At 35.8% G+C, this 17,905-nt stretch carries 16 protein-coding genes; all 16 read right to left on the bottom strand.

Annotated features, from left to right (window positions below; all coding sequences use genetic code 11):
• Positions 1-34: 34 nt before the first annotated feature.
• Entirely contained in the window at positions 35-466 is a 432-nt protein-coding gene (gene mraZ / locus NTU58_00755) for a division/cell wall cluster transcriptional repressor MraZ (GenBank protein ID MCX6764227.1), read from the bottom strand.
• Positions 467-655: 189 nt separating this feature from the next.
• The gene (locus tag NTU58_00750) at positions 656-3,205 is read right to left on the bottom strand and encodes an AAA family ATPase (GenBank protein MCX6764226.1); all 2,550 of its coding nucleotides are present in this window, start codon (positions 3,203-3,205) and stop codon (positions 656-658) included.
• Between the two features lie 3 nt (positions 3,206-3,208).
• Positions 3,209-3,607: a hypothetical protein gene (locus NTU58_00745; GenBank protein MCX6764225.1), complete on the bottom strand. Its 399-nt coding sequence runs from the start codon at positions 3,605-3,607 to the stop codon at positions 3,209-3,211.
• An 86-nt stretch (positions 3,608-3,693) separates the two neighbouring features.
• Positions 3,694-5,025, bottom strand: a complete 1,332-nt coding sequence (locus NTU58_00740) for an FAD-dependent thymidylate synthase (protein MCX6764224.1) — start codon at positions 5,023-5,025, stop codon at positions 3,694-3,696.
• An 89-nt stretch (positions 5,026-5,114) separates the two neighbouring features.
• The gene (locus NTU58_00735; protein MCX6764223.1) at positions 5,115-5,627 is read right to left on the bottom strand and encodes a dCMP deaminase family protein; all 513 of its coding nucleotides are present in this window, start codon (positions 5,625-5,627) and stop codon (positions 5,115-5,117) included.
• Between the two features lie 4 nt (positions 5,628-5,631).
• Positions 5,632-6,054 (bottom strand): 50S ribosomal protein L11, encoded by a 423-nt coding sequence (gene rplK, locus NTU58_00730; GenBank protein ID MCX6764222.1) that lies wholly within the window; start codon positions 6,052-6,054, stop codon positions 5,632-5,634.
• Positions 6,055-6,065: 11 nt separating this feature from the next.
• Positions 6,066-6,611 carry a transcription termination/antitermination protein NusG gene (gene nusG / locus NTU58_00725; GenBank protein ID MCX6764221.1) on the bottom strand — a complete coding sequence of 182 codons (546 nt, stop codon included), beginning with the start codon at positions 6,609-6,611 and terminating at the stop codon, positions 6,066-6,068.
• A gap of 6 nt (positions 6,612-6,617) precedes the next feature.
• Positions 6,618-6,821, bottom strand: a complete 204-nt coding sequence (gene secE, locus NTU58_00720; GenBank protein MCX6764220.1) for a preprotein translocase subunit SecE — start codon at positions 6,819-6,821, stop codon at positions 6,618-6,620.
• 140 nt (positions 6,822-6,961) lie between these two features.
• Positions 6,962-10,582, bottom strand: coding sequence for a hypothetical protein (locus tag NTU58_00715; protein ID MCX6764219.1), 3,621 nt, complete (start codon positions 10,580-10,582; stop codon positions 6,962-6,964).
• A gap of 33 nt (positions 10,583-10,615) precedes the next feature.
• On the bottom strand, positions 10,616-11,635 hold the full coding sequence (locus tag NTU58_00710) for a CapA family protein (GenBank protein ID MCX6764218.1): 1,020 nt from the start codon (positions 11,633-11,635) through the stop codon (positions 10,616-10,618).
• A 123-nt stretch (positions 11,636-11,758) separates the two neighbouring features.
• Positions 11,759-13,744 carry a DNA topoisomerase (ATP-hydrolyzing) subunit B gene (gene gyrB, locus NTU58_00705; protein MCX6764217.1) on the bottom strand — a complete coding sequence of 662 codons (1,986 nt, stop codon included), beginning with the start codon at positions 13,742-13,744 and terminating at the stop codon, positions 11,759-11,761.
• Between the two features lie 62 nt (positions 13,745-13,806).
• Positions 13,807-14,949: a hypothetical protein gene (locus tag NTU58_00700; GenBank protein ID MCX6764216.1), complete on the bottom strand. Its 1,143-nt coding sequence runs from the start codon at positions 14,947-14,949 to the stop codon at positions 13,807-13,809.
• A gap of 209 nt (positions 14,950-15,158) precedes the next feature.
• Entirely contained in the window at positions 15,159-15,317 is a 159-nt protein-coding gene (locus NTU58_00695; protein ID MCX6764215.1) for a hypothetical protein, read from the bottom strand.
• Positions 15,318-15,386: 69 nt separating this feature from the next.
• Complete coding sequence (locus tag NTU58_00690; GenBank protein MCX6764214.1) at positions 15,387-16,088, bottom strand: DNA alkylation repair protein; 702 nt, start codon at positions 16,086-16,088, stop codon at positions 15,387-15,389.
• On the bottom strand, positions 16,081-16,314 hold the full coding sequence (locus tag NTU58_00685) for a hypothetical protein (protein ID MCX6764213.1): 234 nt from the start codon (positions 16,312-16,314) through the stop codon (positions 16,081-16,083). Before NTU58_00685 ends, NTU58_00690 begins: the two co-directional genes overlap by 8 nt.
• 114 nt (positions 16,315-16,428) lie before the next feature.
• Positions 16,429-17,766 carry a hypothetical protein gene (locus tag NTU58_00680; GenBank protein MCX6764212.1) on the bottom strand — a complete coding sequence of 446 codons (1,338 nt, stop codon included), beginning with the start codon at positions 17,764-17,766 and terminating at the stop codon, positions 16,429-16,431.
• Positions 17,767-17,905 lie beyond the last annotated feature (139 nt).

Raw genomic sequence — 17,905 nt, 5'->3', positions numbered from 1 at the left:
TGAAATTCTCATCTTTCGGGGATTCCCCGAAAGATTAAACTCCCATCTCTTTTAATCGCTCGGCGATATCCCCTACCGACATTTCAGTTTTCTTTTTATACTCCTGCCAATTTGCTTCGTCCCAAATTTCCAATTTGTTAAAAAAACCGATTATCACCGCGTCTTTTTTTAAGGAAGCATAATCTTTTAAATAATCGGGAATTAAAATTCTTCCCAAATTATCCAATTTCGAATCCATTGCTCCGGCCAGCATAATCCGAGAAAATTTCCTGGCATCAGCTTGGGTCGCCGGTAAAGAGCCAAGTTTTTTTGCGAAATCCTCCCATTCTTTTATCGGATAGACAACTAAACAATTATCAATTCCCCTTGTAATAATTGCCTTATCTCCCAACTCCTTTCTGAACTTAGAAGGAATGGCTAATCTTTTTTTTGAATCTATTGTATGAGAATATTCGCCAATAAACATGTTTTTTCCCCAGATCTGGGGTGTTTTCCCACTTTTATCCACAATTTTCCTTTACGCATTCATAATATTCCACCAAGACCCATTGTGTCAACACCAAAAAAAACGCTTTTTTTCCACAAATTATCCACAACGTAAAAATAGCCGTTTTAAGGCTATTTATAAAGTTAATTGCTGTTAAATTTAAAAATTTTACTCGTTAATCAAAATTTCAAAATTATCCGGATTAATTTTTACGCTATATCCTCTTTTCACTTCTTCTTTTAAAATGGCTTCGGCAAATTTATTTTCTATTTTATCCTGAATCACTCTTTTCATTTCTCGGGCGCCAAAAATAGGATTGTATCCCATGTCAACTATTTTTTCTTTAAGGTCCGGAGTAATAACAAAATCAATTTCTTTTCTTTTTAAATTTTCTTTTAATTTTAAAAGCAAAAGCTCGGCTATCGCTATTAAATTTTCCCTGCTCAGGGGTTTGAAAATAACAACTGCATCAAACCGATTGACCAGCTCGGGACGGAAAATTTTATTTTGGAATATAAAATCTAAAAGCAGAGTTTTCACTTTCGAAAAAGGAGTTTTATTTTTAAAGGCATCCAGAATCACCGAGTATCCGGCATTGGAAGTTGCAATAATAATGGTGTTTTGAAAATAAACCTTTCTTCCCATGCCGTCGGTTAAAAAACCTTCATCAAAAACTTGTAAAAAAAGATTTAAAATATCCGAATGCGCCTTTTCAAATTCATCTAAAAGAATGAGGGAAAAAGGATTTTCTCTCACCCTGGTAGTTAAAAATCCCTCCTCTCCTCTTTGGCCAAGCAGTCTTTTAATGTCGTCTAATGCTTGAAATTCGGACATATCCAGCCTTATCATTCTTTGGGCTGAACCGAAATAAACTTCAGCCAGGGCTTTTACGGTTTCGGTTTTTCCGACACCGGTGGGTCCCAAAAATAAAAATGCTCCCATGGGACCTTTTCTTATTGTAATATCAACTCTTGCCCTTCTTAAGGCCGCACTCACTTCGCTTACCGCTTCCTCTTGATTGATAATTCTTTGATGAATTAATTCTTCAAGATTTAACAAAGTTTCTTTTTCTTTGGTTTCTATTTCACCGACCGGAATTTCCGTTTTTTCTGAAAACAATCTTGCTACGTGTTCAGGCAAAATTATTTTTCCTTTTTCCAAAGCAACCTCAACCATTGCCTCGTTTAACAAATCAATCGCCTTTTTAGGAAAAGGAACGTCTCCCATATATTTATCGCAAAAATCTATTATGTCTTTCAGGGCAAGATAAGAAATAAATTTTTTATATTTTTTTTCTAAAATCAAAGACAGGTCTTCTATTATTCGCAAGGCCTCTTTTTTAGAAATTTGAAAAACTTCGACTTTTTCGAAAAGAGATAAAATAGCGGTATTTTGCTCCAAGCAATTATGAAGTCCTTCGGGAGTGACAATCGCTATTACCGGAAAATTGGTAAGATTTAAATATTTGGAAATAATTCCGGCAATATCGACAACGCCGGGCTTGGCTTCCTTACCAATATAATTATGAAAATCATCAATAACCAAAATAATGTTTCCGGTCGAAACCACCTCTTTAAAAACCCTGTCTAAGATAATCTCTGTTTCTTCCAAGTTTTGCGTCCTTGCCAAAAGAGTTGCCATGTCCAATTCGATGACTCTTTTGTAGTTGACTTCCGGCAAACACTTGCCTTGGGCGCTAAGCTCAGCCAAAGCCCAGGCTATGCTTTTTCTGCCCACGCCCGTTTCTCCGACAAGCAAAACATTGTTTTTTTCTGCTCGAGCTAAAATTCTTTCCACGGCTTTTATTTCTTTTTTATGCCCCGATCTTTCAGAAAAATTACTGAATTTGGTTCTTGAGGAAATATTAATTGAAAAGTTGTCCAAAGTAACGGAATAACCGCAAGCCCAATCTCTGGCTATACTGCCTTTTTTAGCCAAATTTTGCCAATCTAAAATATTTTTTATCTTTTTATTTTTCTTTTCCAAGGACTCCAACCAAGAAGTCAAACTCTCTATGTCTTCTTTTTTTATTTTTAAATTAATTAAAATTTTCTTTAAAATGGAACTGTGCTCTGAAAGGGCGGTTAATATATCGCCTATCTGAACTTTCGAGTTTTCTTTTTCCATGGCCACTTCCAAAGATTTTAAAATTGTTCGTTGAAAATCGTCCGAATAAAATCCGTTGATATTTTCTTTTTTTAAAACTTTTAAATGGGCTTTGAATAATTTCTTTACGTCTTTTAAATTCAAAAGAAGCCTGCTGAATATGAAATTTAAATTCGGATTATCTTTCAGGATAAAATAACCCAGAATCGATGAATCTAATTCCGGAATTTTTTTTAATTTGGCGAAATTTATGGATTTAGCGACGGCACTTGCCGCTTCAAAACTTAAAAATTCGGCCAAGTTAAACTCAGAAGGACTTATTATCGCCTCTTCTAAAGTATCTTTTATTTTTGGATTTTTAAGTTTTTCTTCAAAAAAAAGCTCTTTTGTCCAAAAAATTACAGTTAAGGGCAAGGAAATAAAAAAACTTCCTAGAAGCAATTGCAATATTTTTTTTATAAAAACATCCTCAAAAAATCCATAAACAAATAATAAAATAAAAGTAAAACTTAAAACTAAAAACAACTTTCTCAGTTTTTTAAACAAATCAAAAGTGCCCGACCATTTAACTGCCTGATAAATTTTTGCTTTTTTTAAATCAAAATTGAACATGCTTTAAATAAAAAAATCAAAACCTAATATGAAAAAACTGATTAAAATAAACGGTAAAAAAAACCAGATTATTAAAGCTGAAATACCGATTAAAATTATAAAAAATTCCAAAATAATCCCGAAGATAATTAAAAATAACCTGAGCGATGCTCCGATGAACCTCATGATGGCATTAGAAAAAAAAGCCTCTAAATATATTTTAAAATCAAAACCCCGGCAATAAGGCCATTTATATTTTCGCCAAGGAGAAAAAAAAGTTTTTAAAAGCAAGAGAATGGAAAAATAGTTCAAATTAAAAAGGAGTAAATTTCTCCAAGCTTTTAAAATTGCACCGGGTTTATCAATTAAATACCAAATCAAAAACTGGAGAATAATGCTTTGTTTTTTGTCTGTTTTTGCCATTATTTTATTATAATCTAAAATGAGTCAAAAAAATAGGTTTTCAAAAATAAAAAAGGGCATTTATTTGCCCTTATCGGTTTTTTTCTCTATGCCTTGAAAGTGGTATATTTCTCTTCGAGCGTATCTAATAATGCTGGCAAACTCCCTTTCCATATTCCCTGGTCGCGCAAAAAAGCTTTGCAAATATTTTTCTTTGTCTTAAAAGTTGCCGGCTCAATACATCTTCTTTCTCTATAACATCGAGGCCCGATTTCTTTATTATTCCCTGTTATTGACGGATGTTTCAACAGTTTTCTTGTTAAGGGAATTCCTACTTTGTTTCTTATTTCCCATTGAGCAACGCCTTCGCTCCTTGACTTTGAGGTTTCAAGAACGCTGAATCCTCTGCCATATATATCAGCCCAAGCCTCCTGTCCCAGTAAAAGGAAATAAACAAAGTCAGGGTCTTTATTCATCAATAATTTCATCTGTTTTCCAATGGCAATAGAAGCAATTTCTTGGTATTCTTTCTTAATGCTTTCTGGAAAACTGGCCGGAAGAACGAAAACTCCTTTACCGACAATCCTGGCCAAAGATTCAATATCACAAAGAATTTGTCTTTGTCTTACCAACTGGGCATACATTGCTAAACTCCCCTTTATTCTCATTTGCAAAGAAATCGAATGTTCTTTTCGACCATAATTCAAAGAAATTTCTTCTTTTAATGGATGACTTTTATATTCCCAAAAATTCCATTCTGAAGCCGGTTTTTCTTTAGGCATTTTCAAACCGAATTCTTTTGAAACAATTGAATTAATTTCTGATCCGATTTCTTTTAATTCAATTAAGGGTGAATCGCAGAGATTGTTGCCAAGTTTTAACAAATGGCGAGGCGGAGCCGTAAAAATCATTCTGGTTAATGTTCCCTCCGGCAAAAGATATCTTGCGTCTTGTTCTGGAACTCCTTGTTCAACAGCTTTCTCATAAACCTCAAAGGCAATTTTACCCAATTCACTGACAGCTGTATTGTATCTGTTCGGTCTCATAACTCGGAAAGAAGCTTCCAGTCCCGCTCCGTAAACTAAATTTTGAGCATTTACGTTGCGCCACAAATAAAGAGCCGCAAACCTGGAAAGACCTTCCATAAATACAGCATAAGGAAGAAATTCGCCGAAAATCAAGTGTCCGGATTTTTCAATTATGGCGTTAACCATCTCCCGAGAGTTGGCTATTCTTCTCTTAATTTCTTTTTCTAATTCTTTGGCTTTTTCTTTCTCCCCGTTTCTTTCCAACCTTTTTACTTCTTCCTCCAATTTTTTACCCCGACATTCTTCATAAAGATCTTCTATGCTTCCTTTCTCAAAAGGCGTCTGGGATATCTTAGCTGCTACAGCTGCAATAATTATAGGTTCGTCTTCTAAAAAACCAATCTTTACCATACATATCAACCCCTTTTTAATGTTCTAAATAAGTTTAGTCAAAATAAAAAAACTGTCAAATGAACAGCTTTAAATTTTCTTAATTAATTTTAATTTTGGTCTATTCCGTATTGGTTCTTATCGTCCACGATATCGTTTTCCTGCCAATCCTTTACCCAATCTTTAATATTAAAAATTTTATAATCCCCTTCTTTGTTCGAACAAATCATCCTGTTCAAACCGGCGTTAATAATCATTTTCTTACAAATAAAACAAGGGAGCCCGTCAATAACCTTTCCTTCTTTGTCTTGGGCGTATTGATACATGTCACCCCCCAAAAGACTGACTCCTGCCCTGGCTGAATTTATAATAGCGTTTTGTTCGGCATGACAACTCCGGCAAAGTTCGTATCTCTGGCCATGGGGAATATTTAACTGATTTCTAAGGCAAAACCCTCTTTCATAACAATCGAGGGTTTTTCGAGGAGCTCCGGCATAACCAGTAGCGATAATTTGGTCGTCCCGAACAATTACCGCTCCTATTTTTACTCTTAAACAAGTTGATCTTTGGGCTACTTCTCTGGCAATATTAAGATAATATTTTTCCTTGCAAGGCCTTTCCATATAATTATTTAATTTCTAATCCCATATTTTTAGCAGTGCCTTCAATTATTTTCATAGCGCCTTCTATGTCGTTGGCATTCAAGTCCTCCATTTTTCTTTGGGCAATTTCTTTTAATTGCGCCCTGGTAATTGAACCTACTTTCTTTTTATTCGGCTCTCCGGAACCTTTTTCAATGCCGGCGGCTTTTTTTAAAAGCTCGGAAGCGGGCGGTTGTTTTAAAATAAAGTCATAGCTTCTGTCTTCGTAAACTTTAACTTCTACCGGAATTACCCAGCCCTTTTGGTCTTTGGTTTGCTCGTTAAATTTTTTACAAAATTCGGCAATGTTTATTCCATGTTGGGCCAAGCTGGGACCTATCGGAGGCGCCGGGGTGGCTTGAGCGGCGGGAATATGTAATTTTACCGTAGCTTTTATTTTCTTTGGCATAAAGTTATAATTTATATTTTTTTAATTTGAAGAGAGTCCAACTCCACCGGAGTGTCTCGGCCGAACATATTAACCAAAACTCTTACCTTTCCCCGCTCGGTGTCAATTTCCGAAACCTTGCCGTCAAAATCCTTGAAAGGACCATCTACAATTTTAATAGCGTCCCCCGGGGTAAACTCAACTTTATATTTCGGTTCTTTAACTCCTATCCTTTGTTTTAAAGTATCAATTTCATTTAGTTTTACGGGAATTGGCGTGGTACCGGCTCCAATAAATCCGGTAACGCGGGGCGTATTTCTAACCACATACCAGGAGTCATCAGTCACTATCATTTCCACCAAGATGTAACCCGGATAAATTTTTTCTTCCACTGTTTTTCTTTTCCCGTTTTTAATTTTTATCTTTTTTTCTTTTGGAACCAAAACGTTAAAAATTTTGTCTTCCATTCCCAAGCTTTCAATCCGCTGTTTTAAATTTTTAGCAACAGCGTCTTCGTATCCCGAATAAGTATGGATTACGTACCATTTTTTTTCTTCGGAAATTGTTTGTCTTGGCATATTTAATTAATGTAAGATATACATTTTTAAAGCATTATTAAAAACCACATCCAATCCTCCCAAAAATAAAGCAACCAACGCTGAAAAAATAATAACAATAAAAGTATATTTTAAAGTTTCTTCTCGGGTCGGCCAATTAACTTTCTTAACCTCCAACTGAACTTCTTTCAAGAAATTAATGATTTTTTGAGGAAAATTTACAATATTCATGGGTTTTTTCTTATTTAAAAAGCCCTCTTAGGGCTCCATTTTTAGATTACCAAAATGAAGCTCGGGTGTCAACTAATTCATATTACCAAAATAAAACCGCCTCCTCAAGAGGCGGTTATCAAAAAATCAAGAAAAAAAGATTATTTTTTCATCAGCATTATGAGTTTCGCCAACTCATAAATCTTCGCAGAAATATCAGCTAATTGTTTTTCTATGCTTTTTAACGCTTCCCTAGGTTCAACAATGCTAAAATAATAATCACTTTGATCAGAAAAAGTACCGTCTATTGTTCTGGCGTAAACCTTGAAAGATCCATCTCTCGGGTAAATAAAAGAAGGAATCGTCCATTGATATTGATAAGTATTTCCAGATGTGCAATTAACGCTTGATGCTATCTGAACTACTGTTCCTCCTTCTGCTTCTTGATCTAAAAGCCAAATATCAACAGGACTAGATATTCCTTGGCTGCAATATACTTGTACTGGATAAGCAGTACCCTTTGTCCATTTTTCCCCGCCATTGGGAGAAACAACGACGATTTTAGTAACATAATAACTAGAAGAAATATTAAATAATTCGTCGCTATGATCCATTGCAATAACTTCTGCTCCTTCTGTTGTAGTATTAACGCCATCTATTCTTATTTTATAATTTCTAGGCAAGGTATCGCCCCCTGGCAACCAACCTCCAACAATTGTCCAATCATAATATCCTTGATTTGCATTAATAACTCCGTCATAAATATAATTAATTGAACCAGAACCAGAAATAGTATCATCTTCAATATAAATTCTGACATAATTTAATCCTGAAGCGGTCCAAGATACTCTTTTAGTGCTGCCGGTTTTCCATTCTTCTGCTCCATTAGGAGAAATAACGGTAACATATGGCGAAATAACATTAAAACTCATCGAATTACTTTGTCCTTTGGAGTTTTGCACTTTAATATATCTCATCCCCTCTTCGGCACTAGACGAAATTGAAAAACGTGCAGTAATTTTTGTATCGGAAACCTGATTGCAAGAAACTAAACCAAAACCGCGGTCTGAAACAGGAGATATTCCGCAACCACTATAGTTGCCTGCGCCTGTAAAATTATATCCGGTTATTATTAAATCTATAATATTCCCTTTAGCGCTTTGATTAGGGCTAATACTGGTTATAACAGGCAGACTACCAGTCGGCGATACCGCTAAAATACTGAAATAACTATCACTATAGTCTATGTAACAATTTGAGTTAGTACAAGCCGTAAGCGTAGGTACGTTAATGAAACCATCATTGCAGGCTGAACCTATGCAAGCTATGGCTTTCAATAAATAACGTCCTGCCAAAGTGTATGATGGAATCTGCCATTGAGCGCTCCCTGGATTTCCAGTCACATTCACTAAATTATACATTACAAGCCCTCCTTGTTCGTTTATCAAGTCTAGACGAATAACGGCGTTACTAGGAGCGTTCCATTTAATATTATAAGTTGAACCAATTGTCCAATTTTCTCCGCCGTTAGGAGTAATAACGGTGATGTACGGAGCAACAATAGTAAAATTAATTGTCTTAGAATAAGTGCCGTTTTTGATTCCTCCTATAATGGGAATCAAAACAGCCGTGGCATTAATTGGAGAACCCGAAGTGTTGGTAAATTTTAAATAAGCATAACTGTTCGGTGAAAATTCTATATTATTTTCCCCGCAAGCAAAATCTGCTCCCGTCACGGCATTTTTGATGCTAAGACCGGAATGACAAGATATTTTTAATTCAACTTTATCTACTGTATTATTGGTCCAATAAAATTTCACTGATCCGTTATAAGCATCTGTTTCTGTATAGTTAAACGATGTGATAGAAGAAGTAGAAGTTGAAGAAACAAGGTCAAAATAATTATCACTATCATCTGAGCCATAGCCACCTGGAGTAAATAATTCTGAAAGTATTGATATCTTCCATTTTCCAGGAGTTAAAGACATAGAAGTCCCAGAACATTTCATTCCTTCGGTAAGTAAGAAAGAGTATTTTCCTTCTTTCGCTAAAACATCTGCTATCTTACACAAAAGACCATCTGGAGATCTAAAACGAAGATAAGCATTGGTTATGCCAGAAGAAATCCAATTAATAGAAAAAGTTTTTCCGAAGTAAAAAGTTTCTCCCCCATTTGGAGCAAGAACGGTAATATAAGGGTTAGTACTGGTTGCATTTCCAAAAGCTGTAAAATAATTATCGCTTTGGTCGTAAAGAGAAGGATTGGTTGCGTCCCAAATTTTTATTTTTAAACTAGATGGAATATAGGGCGATAAAAATGGATCGTTAGGGTCTAAATACCAATTGAAAGAGCCTAAACTAGCATCAATTCCAATACTTGGAATTCCTGATAATTCATGGCAGGTATATTTTGTTGGTAACAAAGGAGTATCAGCGCATTCAGCTATTTTAATTTTATTTACCCCGGATGATTTCCATTTAATGGTATAATTTTGACCGCCGAATAAAATTTCTCCTCCGTTTGGAGCAAGAACAGTGATATATTTTTCATTAGGAATAATATTTTTATTGCCGTAAATTTTCAGCTCATCTATTATTCCGTTAAGGGGAGCATATTGTCCATCGCCCGCCGACCACCGGTTATTTCCGATGGCAGGACTGCCCGATGCTTTGCAATAAGCATGATTCACGGGCACGCTATTATCAAGAACACCATTTATATAAAGCGAGAGTTTCCCGTTGGCAAGATCGAAAACGCCGGTGATGGATGTCCAGATATTGCGAGGAACTGAGTGCAAGCTCACGACCGTCATGTAAGAGTTGTCATCCGGTGGACAAAGCAATTGAAGAAAAACACGTTCGGTGTCTCGATAAATGCCCATGATGAAACCGTAGCGCTGAATTCCGGCGCCTGCGCTTCTATTGTCAAAAATATAACTGCTCCGATTATACTCATTGGGACCGTACCAATAAATCTGATTTGTAATTGTAAAAGAATCAGAAATGCTATTGTCAAATGAGTCTGGAATAGAACTAACCACTCCTTTGCCTTTTAATTCTAATGCTTTCCCATAAACGCCATTTACCCAACTTGCATTATAAACTTTTCCATTATTAATTCCGGCAGAATCATAAGCAGTGCTTCCGGCTCCTTCATCGAATTTCCAATAAGCAATTAAACCTCCCTGAATTGCGGGCGTAGCTGGTACCGCGGGCGTAGCGGGCGTAGCGGGTATTGCAGGCGTAGCGGGTACCGCCGGTGTAGCAGGTATCGCCGGTGTCGCTGGTGTTGCGGGCGTAGTTGGTGTAATAGGAAAGGAAGCTCCGCAACCATATGTTTTGTTTAATTTTTCTCTCGTAGCCTTACCCATAAATCCTGTACCCCTTTGCAAGCCCAATGGTTTTAAAATTTCATTAAAATATTTATCTTGAAGTCCAACCAAGGCGGAAGCTGTAAATTCACCGAAAGTGGCAAATGGTTTTTTCTCGCTATTATCTATTTGAAATCCTTCTTTCTCCAAAACAACCTGTAAAACTTCCACCTCATCTCCTTTATCTCCATATTTTAAATTAACGTTGAAATTATGGCACCAAACAGATGCTATTGGAGTTTTTGTGTCTTCCAGTTGCTTTTGAAGCTGTTCTATTTGAAGTTGAAGGCTTTTAATTAAAGCTTCCAACTCTTGAGTACTTTTTGTTTGCACAATAGCTCCAGCTTCTTGAGCGAAAAAAAACGCACTAATTAAAAAAATACTGATAAAAAATACTTTAAACTTATTCATTTTTTTATTTAATTATTTTTTAAAAAATGACCTTTATTTTAAATAAGGTTGAAAATTTTTGGAAATTTCCACCTTTTTTTGATTAATTTCTTTTATTATACCATTTTCAATCAACACTTCCAATAAAGTTCCTTGCATTGTTTCTGTTGAAAAGCTTTGATCAAATATAAAATTACCTAAACTGTAAGCTATCCAGCCGTTTTTGTATTGCTCGACCGGTTGGCTGACGTGCGGATGATGCCCTAAAATTAAATCAGCGCCTCCATCAATACAAGTCCTGCTAAATTCTTTTTGAAAATTTGTCGGATTTTTACTGTATTCCGTACCGGAATGCAAGGAAACAATTAAAATATCTGCGTTTTTCTTGGCTTCGTTAATTTTTTTTTCAATTTTTTCAAAATCCTCTCTATTAAAAAAAGCAACCCCGGAAGTGCTGGTACCGGGTTTCCAAAATTTAGAGCCAAAATCAGTAAAAGCTAAAAATCCTATTTTTATACCTTTAACTTCTTTAATTTTTACTGAAAAAACTTCTTTTTCATCAAAACCCGCCCCAGTATATTCAATGCCATTTTGTTTTAGAAGATTCATTGTGTCTTCCAAGGCAACTCTGCCGTAATCCAAAGCGTGATTGTTAGCCAAAGATAAAACATCAAAACCGGCGTATTCCAAACCATTTATCGCTTCGAGATTCATTCTGAAAGAATAAATACTGCCGATTTTTTCTCCCCTATTGGAAATCGGGCCTTCCAGGTTTCCGATTAACAAATCAGCTTTTTTTAGTTCATCGGCTATTTTTAAAAAAGGAAATTTAAAATCATTTTTACCTTCTTTTTTTATAATATATTCTACTCCCCTGTCCAACATAATGTCACCCACGGCAAAAAGAGTAACCTTTGAAGGCAAATCCGAAGGTATTTTTTTGGTAATTTTAGAATAAACCAAAGAAGCTTTTGTTCTATCAAAAATTAAATTTGTTTCTTTGTTAAAATAAAGTCCGCTCCCGGCGAAAACAATTATTTCTGTTAAAATTATAAATATTAAAAATTTCTTCATTAAGCAATTTTAAACAAAAAAAATAAAAAAACAATGGCTCATTTATTACGAGTCATTGTTTTTTAAGTTCTTATTGATTATTAATTTTTATAATATATTAATTTTTTGATGGAAATACAATATTTAGATATCCAAGTTTTTCACGGCTTTAGCGTGAGTCTGGATAAATCTTTTTCGCTGGAAAACTTCTTTTCCCATTAAGGTATCGAAAATTTTGTCAGCGGCTTTCGCATCTTCAATATTTACCTTTAATAAAACCCTGTTTTGCGGATTCATTGTTGTTTCCCATAGTTGATCCGGATTCATTTCTCCCAAACCCTTGTATCGCTGGATAGAAGGTGTTTGCTTTTGTTTTTTTATATCTTCTAAAATTTCGGCTTTATCCGATTCGCTGTAAGCATACTCTATTCTTTTACCAGATTGAATTCGATAAAGCGGAGGCTGAGCAACATATAAATAACCTTTTTCAATTATTGGTTGTAAATGCCTGTAAAATAAAGTTAAAAGTAATGTTCGAATATGAGCGCCATCAACGTCGGCATCGGTCATAATAATTACCCGATGATATCTTAATTTTTCCAAATTAAAATCTTCGGCAATAGCCGTTCCCAAAGCAATAATCAGGGACCTGATTTCTTTTGAAGATAAAATTTTATCCAAACGGGCTCTTTCTACGTTTAATATTTTTCCCCTTAAGGGCAAAATGGCTTGAAAACGCCTGTCTCTTCCCTGCTTGCTGGAACCGGCCGCGCTTTCTCCTTCTACAATATAAAGTTCGCTTTCCTCGGCATGTTTTGAAGAACAATCGGCCAACTTACCCGGCAAAGCTGCTCCTCCCATTATCCCTTTTCTTAAAACCGTTTGTTTTGCCGCTCTGGCCGCTTCCCTGGCTTTCTGAACTAAAAGACAACTGTCAATGATAGCCCTGGCGTCTTGGGGATTTCTTTCGAAAAAATCATTCAAACCTTCGTTCACCACTTTTTCAACGGCAGCTTTGGCTTCCGGATTTCCCAATTTAGCCTTGGTTTGACCCTCAAATTGGGGGCTCTCTATTTTTACCGAAACAACTCCGGTAAATCCTTCTCTTATATCCTGACCGCTTAAGTTCTCGTCGGTCTCTTTAATTAATCCCTCTTTTCGGGCGTAATCGTTAAAAGTGCGGGTCAAAGCTCCCCTAAAGCCGGTAAGATGACTGCCTCCCTCACCGGTATTGATATTATTGGCAAAACTTTCTTCATAGCATTCTCTTTCTTGGGTATATTGAAAAGCCGCTTCTACTAATACATTGCCTACCTCTCCTATGGTATAAAAAATATTTTTTTGAATCGCCTCATTGTCTTCCACTAAATACCTGATGTAAGATTCTAGACCTCCCTCAAAATAAAAAGTGTAAATTAATTGCAATTCCGGCTCCTTCTTTCTCAAATCTTTTACCGTAATCTTAACTCCCTTGCTCAAATAAGCCTGCTGGCGAAGATGATTTAAAATCCTGCTTAAATCGAATTTAATTTCACCGAAAATTTCGGTATCCGGTTCAAAAGTCACGCTGGTTCCGGTTTCTTTGCATTTTCCGTCTTTTTTAACCGGATGCATGACTTTTCCTTTAGCGTATTCTTGAAAATATTTTTCTCCCTTGCGGCAAACTTCGGTTCTCATCCAAGTGGAAAGAGCGCAAACCACCGAAACTCCGACTCCATGAAGACCGCCGGCCACCCTATAAGCCTTTCCGCCGAACTTAGCTCCGGCATGCAAAGTGGTCATTACGGTTTCCAAAGCTGATTTTCCGGTATCCGGATGTTTTTCTACCGGGATTCCTCGGCCGTCATCCGTAGTCCTTATCCGATTACCCGGCAATAAAGACACCTCCACGTTCTTCGCATAACCCGCCATTGCTTCATCCAAGGCATTGTCAACGCATTCCCAAATCAAATGATGCAAACCCTCAGGTCCGGTAGAACCTATATACATGCCCGGCCTTTTTCTTATGGGGTCCAGTCCTTTTAAGACGTAAATGTCCGAGGCCTCATAAGAATCCTCTTTTTTTGTTTTTGGAGCAACCTTTTCCGTTTCTTTTTCTTTTGGTTTCGGTGAATCTTTTTTTCTTTTCATAAAAATTAATAATTTTTTAGGTTTTTTTAAAGCATTTTCAAACGCATCTTTGAATAAAAATATTATCGCAAAACTGCGTTTAAATCTTTTTGGGTTTTTGCGCGAATTTTTTCCTGAATTTTGTTTATTTCTTCATTAATTAAGGTTCTTTCAAAAGAACGATAAATAATTCTAAACGTATAAGATTTTTTATTTTTACCGAATTTTTTTTCATCTTCATATTCATCGATAAGTTTTACCTCTTCAATCAAATCATCGGCAAAATCCCTTATAATCTCATAATAATTATTTAAATTTATATTTTTATCAATTATAAAGGAAATATCCCTAAGGGTTCCGGGGTATTTACTGACTTCTTTATATTTGCTGTTTATATCTTTAAACTGACTGGTAATCCTGGGGTCTTCGGACCATAAAATCCTGATATCGGTAATTCCCATTTTTATCATTGCCAATCTGTCACCGAATCCAAAAGCCCAACCATTATAAATTTCAGGATCTAAACCGAAATTTTTTAAGCATTGGGGATGCACGAGACCGGCTCCATTCACTTCCATCCACTCATTATTAAATTTTATATCCATTTCCAAGCTTTCAGTCGTGTAGGGAAAATCATCGGGAATAAACTTCCATTCAATATCAGGGCCGAAAATTCCTTTCGCCAATTCAATTTGTACGTTTTTTAAATCTTCCTGTGTAATAATCTTTTTTGACTTTTTACATACTAATATCCCGTCAATCTGGTGAAAAGCAGGATAATGGCATCTATCAATTTCGTCTTTTCTGAAAACAATTCCGCAAGATAATGCTTTCACCTCGCCCTCTTTTTTTAATCTTTTCAAAACTTCTTTATCTTCTAAATAAAAAGACCAAAAAGCTGTTGTATGCGTACGTAAAATATGTATATCATCCAAATAATAAGTGTCTGTCTCTTTTCTGCTTGGATGGTCTTTCGGCATGTTCAAAATGTCAAAACACCGCTCAACTGTTATAATTTTAGGAAAATCAATCAAGTCAAAATCTTTAAATACGGGCAGGTTTATTATCTGGTCAAATAAAATTTTTATGGGAGAATTTTTCTTTTTGGTTAAATCCGGAAACGCCAAAAGTCTTTTTATGCGCTCTGCTTTGATATCTTTTCTTTCATTTAATTCTTTAAGTAAAGATTGTTCTTTATTATCTTTTATTACTATTTTTCTGTTCATTTTAACAATACAATTAAATGAATATCGATAATTAAAAGAGTCCAAATTATAATCGAACTCTCATAAAATTAGAGTTATTTTTACCTCTAAATATTCTCTTATTTTACCTTATTTTTACTTTATTCTCAAGCTTTTTATATGTGGAAAAAAGTGCCATTTTTGCGTTCATTTTCTCTTTTAAAAATAATAAAGGAAAGGTATGGCCTTCCCTATTTTACAGTATCGATTCCGCTGCTTTTCAAAATCTCCTCCGGAGATTTCGGTGTTCTTCCAAGAATCACCGCTACTAAAGGGTTTTTTAAAGCAACTTCGTTGGTTTTTGATAAAAAAATATTATTTATATTTTTTTCTTTCTCGATTGCACCCATTTTTCATTCCTCCTATTTAATATTTTATATTATAACATATTAAATATTGTTTGTCGATGAATTTCGTTTTTATTTATTGAATTTTTTATCGCTTAATTCTTTTATCGCGTCATAAGCTACCCATTTGGCGCTTTTTGTCGCCCATTTTGCGGACTGAATCTCTTTGGCCAATTTAATCGCTTTTTTGTTCAAAAAGGCGTTTCTCTTGCCGATTTGCCTCAACGCCCAGTTAACCGATTTTTTTACAAAATTTCTGTCATCAACTGAATATTTTTTAATAATCGAAAAAAATTTTATAAAATCTTGGTCTCGGGCTTTTTTATCATGAACAGCCAAATAAGCCATTAAAGCAAAGCCGGCTCTCCTGACAAACTCTTCTTTTCGGTCCGTCCATTCTTTAGCTTTCCTCCAAGCGAGAATACTTTTGTCAAAAAGATTCGCACAACACTGGTCGCATAAATCCCAAGAATTAAATTCTTTTACCCATTCTTCCATTTGTTTCTCAGTCAACTCTTCCGGCTCTTCAATCATGCTGGCCAGGATTCTAGCTTCGTGAATTTTGGTTTTCCATAAGTCTTTGGCTAATTCATGATTTTTTCCGATTTTTTTAGTCAAACTCCTCAATACTGGAACTCTGACTCCCAAGGCATATTTAGGATTTATCCCAAATCTCGCCATGCCTTCCTTGTTTTTTGGATTAGAATTTTTCTTTAAACGAAAAATAACCTCTTTCGGGGTCATAAATTTACCGGTTAAAATTTTTTTATTCACGATTACGTTTTACTAATGTGTAGTTAAAATCCTGCCTGTTATATACTATGGTCCAATTACGGTCCATGTGGTCTTCGAATTCAGCAAAACCGTTTAACTTGGCAGCTGAAAAAATGGTTTTGGCTTCCTCTTTTTGAAGGTCATTTTTAAGAAAATCTATTGCATTTCTTAATTCTTCTTCAAAAAGAACCCAATAACCGTGAACTTGTTCTTTTATTATTGGCATATTAAATTATAATACCATAAAAATTATTTTTCTTCATTTAAACTCAAGTCCACGCTATACTTAAAATTAACTCGCAACTTCAAATAAAAAAAGGTTGAAATTTTATTTTTCAACCTAGAATTCTTCGCTTCTTTTATTGAGCTCATCTCTTGCTATCTTTCTTGCCGATTCGGTGAAAAAAAATCCTTGTTTTTCAATGTTTTTCTCCAGCTTGTCCCATAGTTGTCGCGGACTGACATCCTTCATTCTTTTGAGATCCGCCCGGAAGCCGATTTCGGAGTACCTCCATAACTTATCAGCGTCTTTAACGATGGCGTCTTCCTGCGAGATGGTATGTTCTCTGGTGTCATGCCCGTCTATTATAGCAACTACCTGTTCTATAATTGACGGATCACAGCCCAAGATTTCCAGATTCCTACGTGTCAATTCGGCTCCGCTTTTCTCATGTTTCACTCTCACTTCGAGCTCCTGCTCCTTTGTCCTGTTAGGATCGAAAATCAAAAATCTTTCCTCTTTTAAGAGTTGACACCAGCCGTCGTCATGGGAAAGGGCGGTCAGCCGGATTACGAGCGAGTTTACCCCTGGATGGTAAGGGATTAGTTTTACAGAGAAATCTTCTACCACTTCTGCGTGACCATCATCGTCTCTGGCATCATGATATGGTGCTGTCAGTTTCTTAAACTTCTCATAGAGCTCACCCTCTCCTTCTTTAGTGCCGAATTCACTCTTGGCGATCATTTCTAGAATTGTTAGACTTTGAACGTTGATTAGTTTTTCTCCTTTAACTGCTTCGACTTCCTCCCAGAATTTTCCCCAGGATAATTTCTTTTGCTTGTAATCAAGCTCGAGAAAAACCAATTCTCCTTCTTTCCTGTCCTCGGCTGTTTCCCATTTCCGTCTCAGTTCCTCACGATTGAAGGGAACTTTGACTACCACTACGAAAGCGTTATGTAGTGAAGCAATGGGCGGCTTTACCTTTAATAAGCCGATGATCGTCAAGTTGTTTCTAGTAATTTCTACGTTGAATTCCTCTTTCATTTCTTTGATGATGTGATCTATCACTTCGGTGTTTTCCGGGGTGCAACCAGGAACCCTGATCCCCTTGCCTACGGTGGCTGCTACAGAAGCAACCTGGCATTGAAGCCCGATAAAATAATCTGTTGTTATCGGAATCATTGCCGCTCCAAGCCAACCAACGATTTGACTTACCTTATAGTCAGAAATTATCACTTCAGCTATAAGATCTCTTCCTATTTGGTGGCTGCCGGCAAAACAAATAGTGTCACCGGGGAATGCTTTTGGGCTCTTGGTCAAGATATCTTTCCATTTTTTTTCAATAGCTTCATTGTCGCCGGGATACATCTTGATTTCCGACATTTCGGCAATCTTATGAATTTTCAAATTTTCTGGTGTCCAAATTCCTTCTTCCAAAATAATCACGTTTTCTACCATTTCTATCACTCCTACTCTTTCTTAGATAATTCTATTTAATTTGGAAAAGAGCTAACTCATACTTTATAACATTATTTTAAATTTGTCAAAAAAAATAAGGTGCTTAATGCACCTTTGGAACCTTGCCAAACAGTTTTAG

It is taken from the genome of Candidatus Nealsonbacteria bacterium (assembly GCA_026396195.1).
Lineage (GTDB): Bacteria > Patescibacteriota > Minisyncoccia > Minisyncoccales > JAGGXC01 > JAPLXH01.
The sequence above is the reverse complement of the archived record's forward strand: the minus strand, read 5'-3'. Positions and strand labels throughout refer to the sequence as shown.

Bases quoted from the DNA above. Each gene is read 5' to 3' on its own strand.
- mraZ (MCX6764227.1), bottom strand. From the start codon at position 466: ATGTTTATTGGCGAATATTCTCATACAATAGATTCAAAAAAAAGATTA.
- NTU58_00750 (MCX6764226.1), bottom strand. From the start codon at position 3,205: ATGTTCAATTTTGATTTAAAAAAAGCAAAAATTTATCAGGCAGTTAAA.
- NTU58_00745 (MCX6764225.1), bottom strand. From the start codon at position 3,607: ATGGCAAAAACAGACAAAAAACAAAGCATTATTCTCCAGTTTTTGATT.
- NTU58_00740 (MCX6764224.1), bottom strand. From the start codon at position 5,025: ATGGTAAAGATTGGTTTTTTAGAAGACGAACCTATAATTATTGCAGCT.
- NTU58_00735 (MCX6764223.1), bottom strand. From the start codon at position 5,627: ATGGAAAGGCCTTGCAAGGAAAAATATTATCTTAATATTGCCAGAGAA.
- rplK (MCX6764222.1), bottom strand. From the start codon at position 6,054: ATGCCAAAGAAAATAAAAGCTACGGTAAAATTACATATTCCCGCCGCT.
- nusG (MCX6764221.1), bottom strand. From the start codon at position 6,611: ATGCCAAGACAAACAATTTCCGAAGAAAAAAAATGGTACGTAATCCAT.
- secE (MCX6764220.1), bottom strand. From the start codon at position 6,821: ATGAATATTGTAAATTTTCCTCAAAAAATCATTAATTTCTTGAAAGAA.
- NTU58_00715 (MCX6764219.1), bottom strand. From the start codon at position 10,582: ATGAATAAGTTTAAAGTATTTTTTATCAGTATTTTTTTAATTAGTGCG.
- NTU58_00710 (MCX6764218.1), bottom strand. From the start codon at position 11,635: ATGAAGAAATTTTTAATATTTATAATTTTAACAGAAATAATTGTTTTC.
- gyrB (MCX6764217.1), bottom strand. From the start codon at position 13,744: ATGAAAAGAAAAAAAGATTCACCGAAACCAAAAGAAAAAGAAACGGAA.
- NTU58_00700 (MCX6764216.1), bottom strand. From the start codon at position 14,949: ATGAACAGAAAAATAGTAATAAAAGATAATAAAGAACAATCTTTACTT.
- NTU58_00695 (MCX6764215.1), bottom strand. From the start codon at position 15,317: ATGGGTGCAATCGAGAAAGAAAAAAATATAAATAATATTTTTTTATCA.
- NTU58_00685 (MCX6764213.1), bottom strand. From the start codon at position 16,314: ATGCCAATAATAAAAGAACAAGTTCACGGTTATTGGGTTCTTTTTGAA.
- NTU58_00680 (MCX6764212.1), bottom strand. From the start codon at position 17,766: ATGGTAGAAAACGTGATTATTTTGGAAGAAGGAATTTGGACACCAGAA.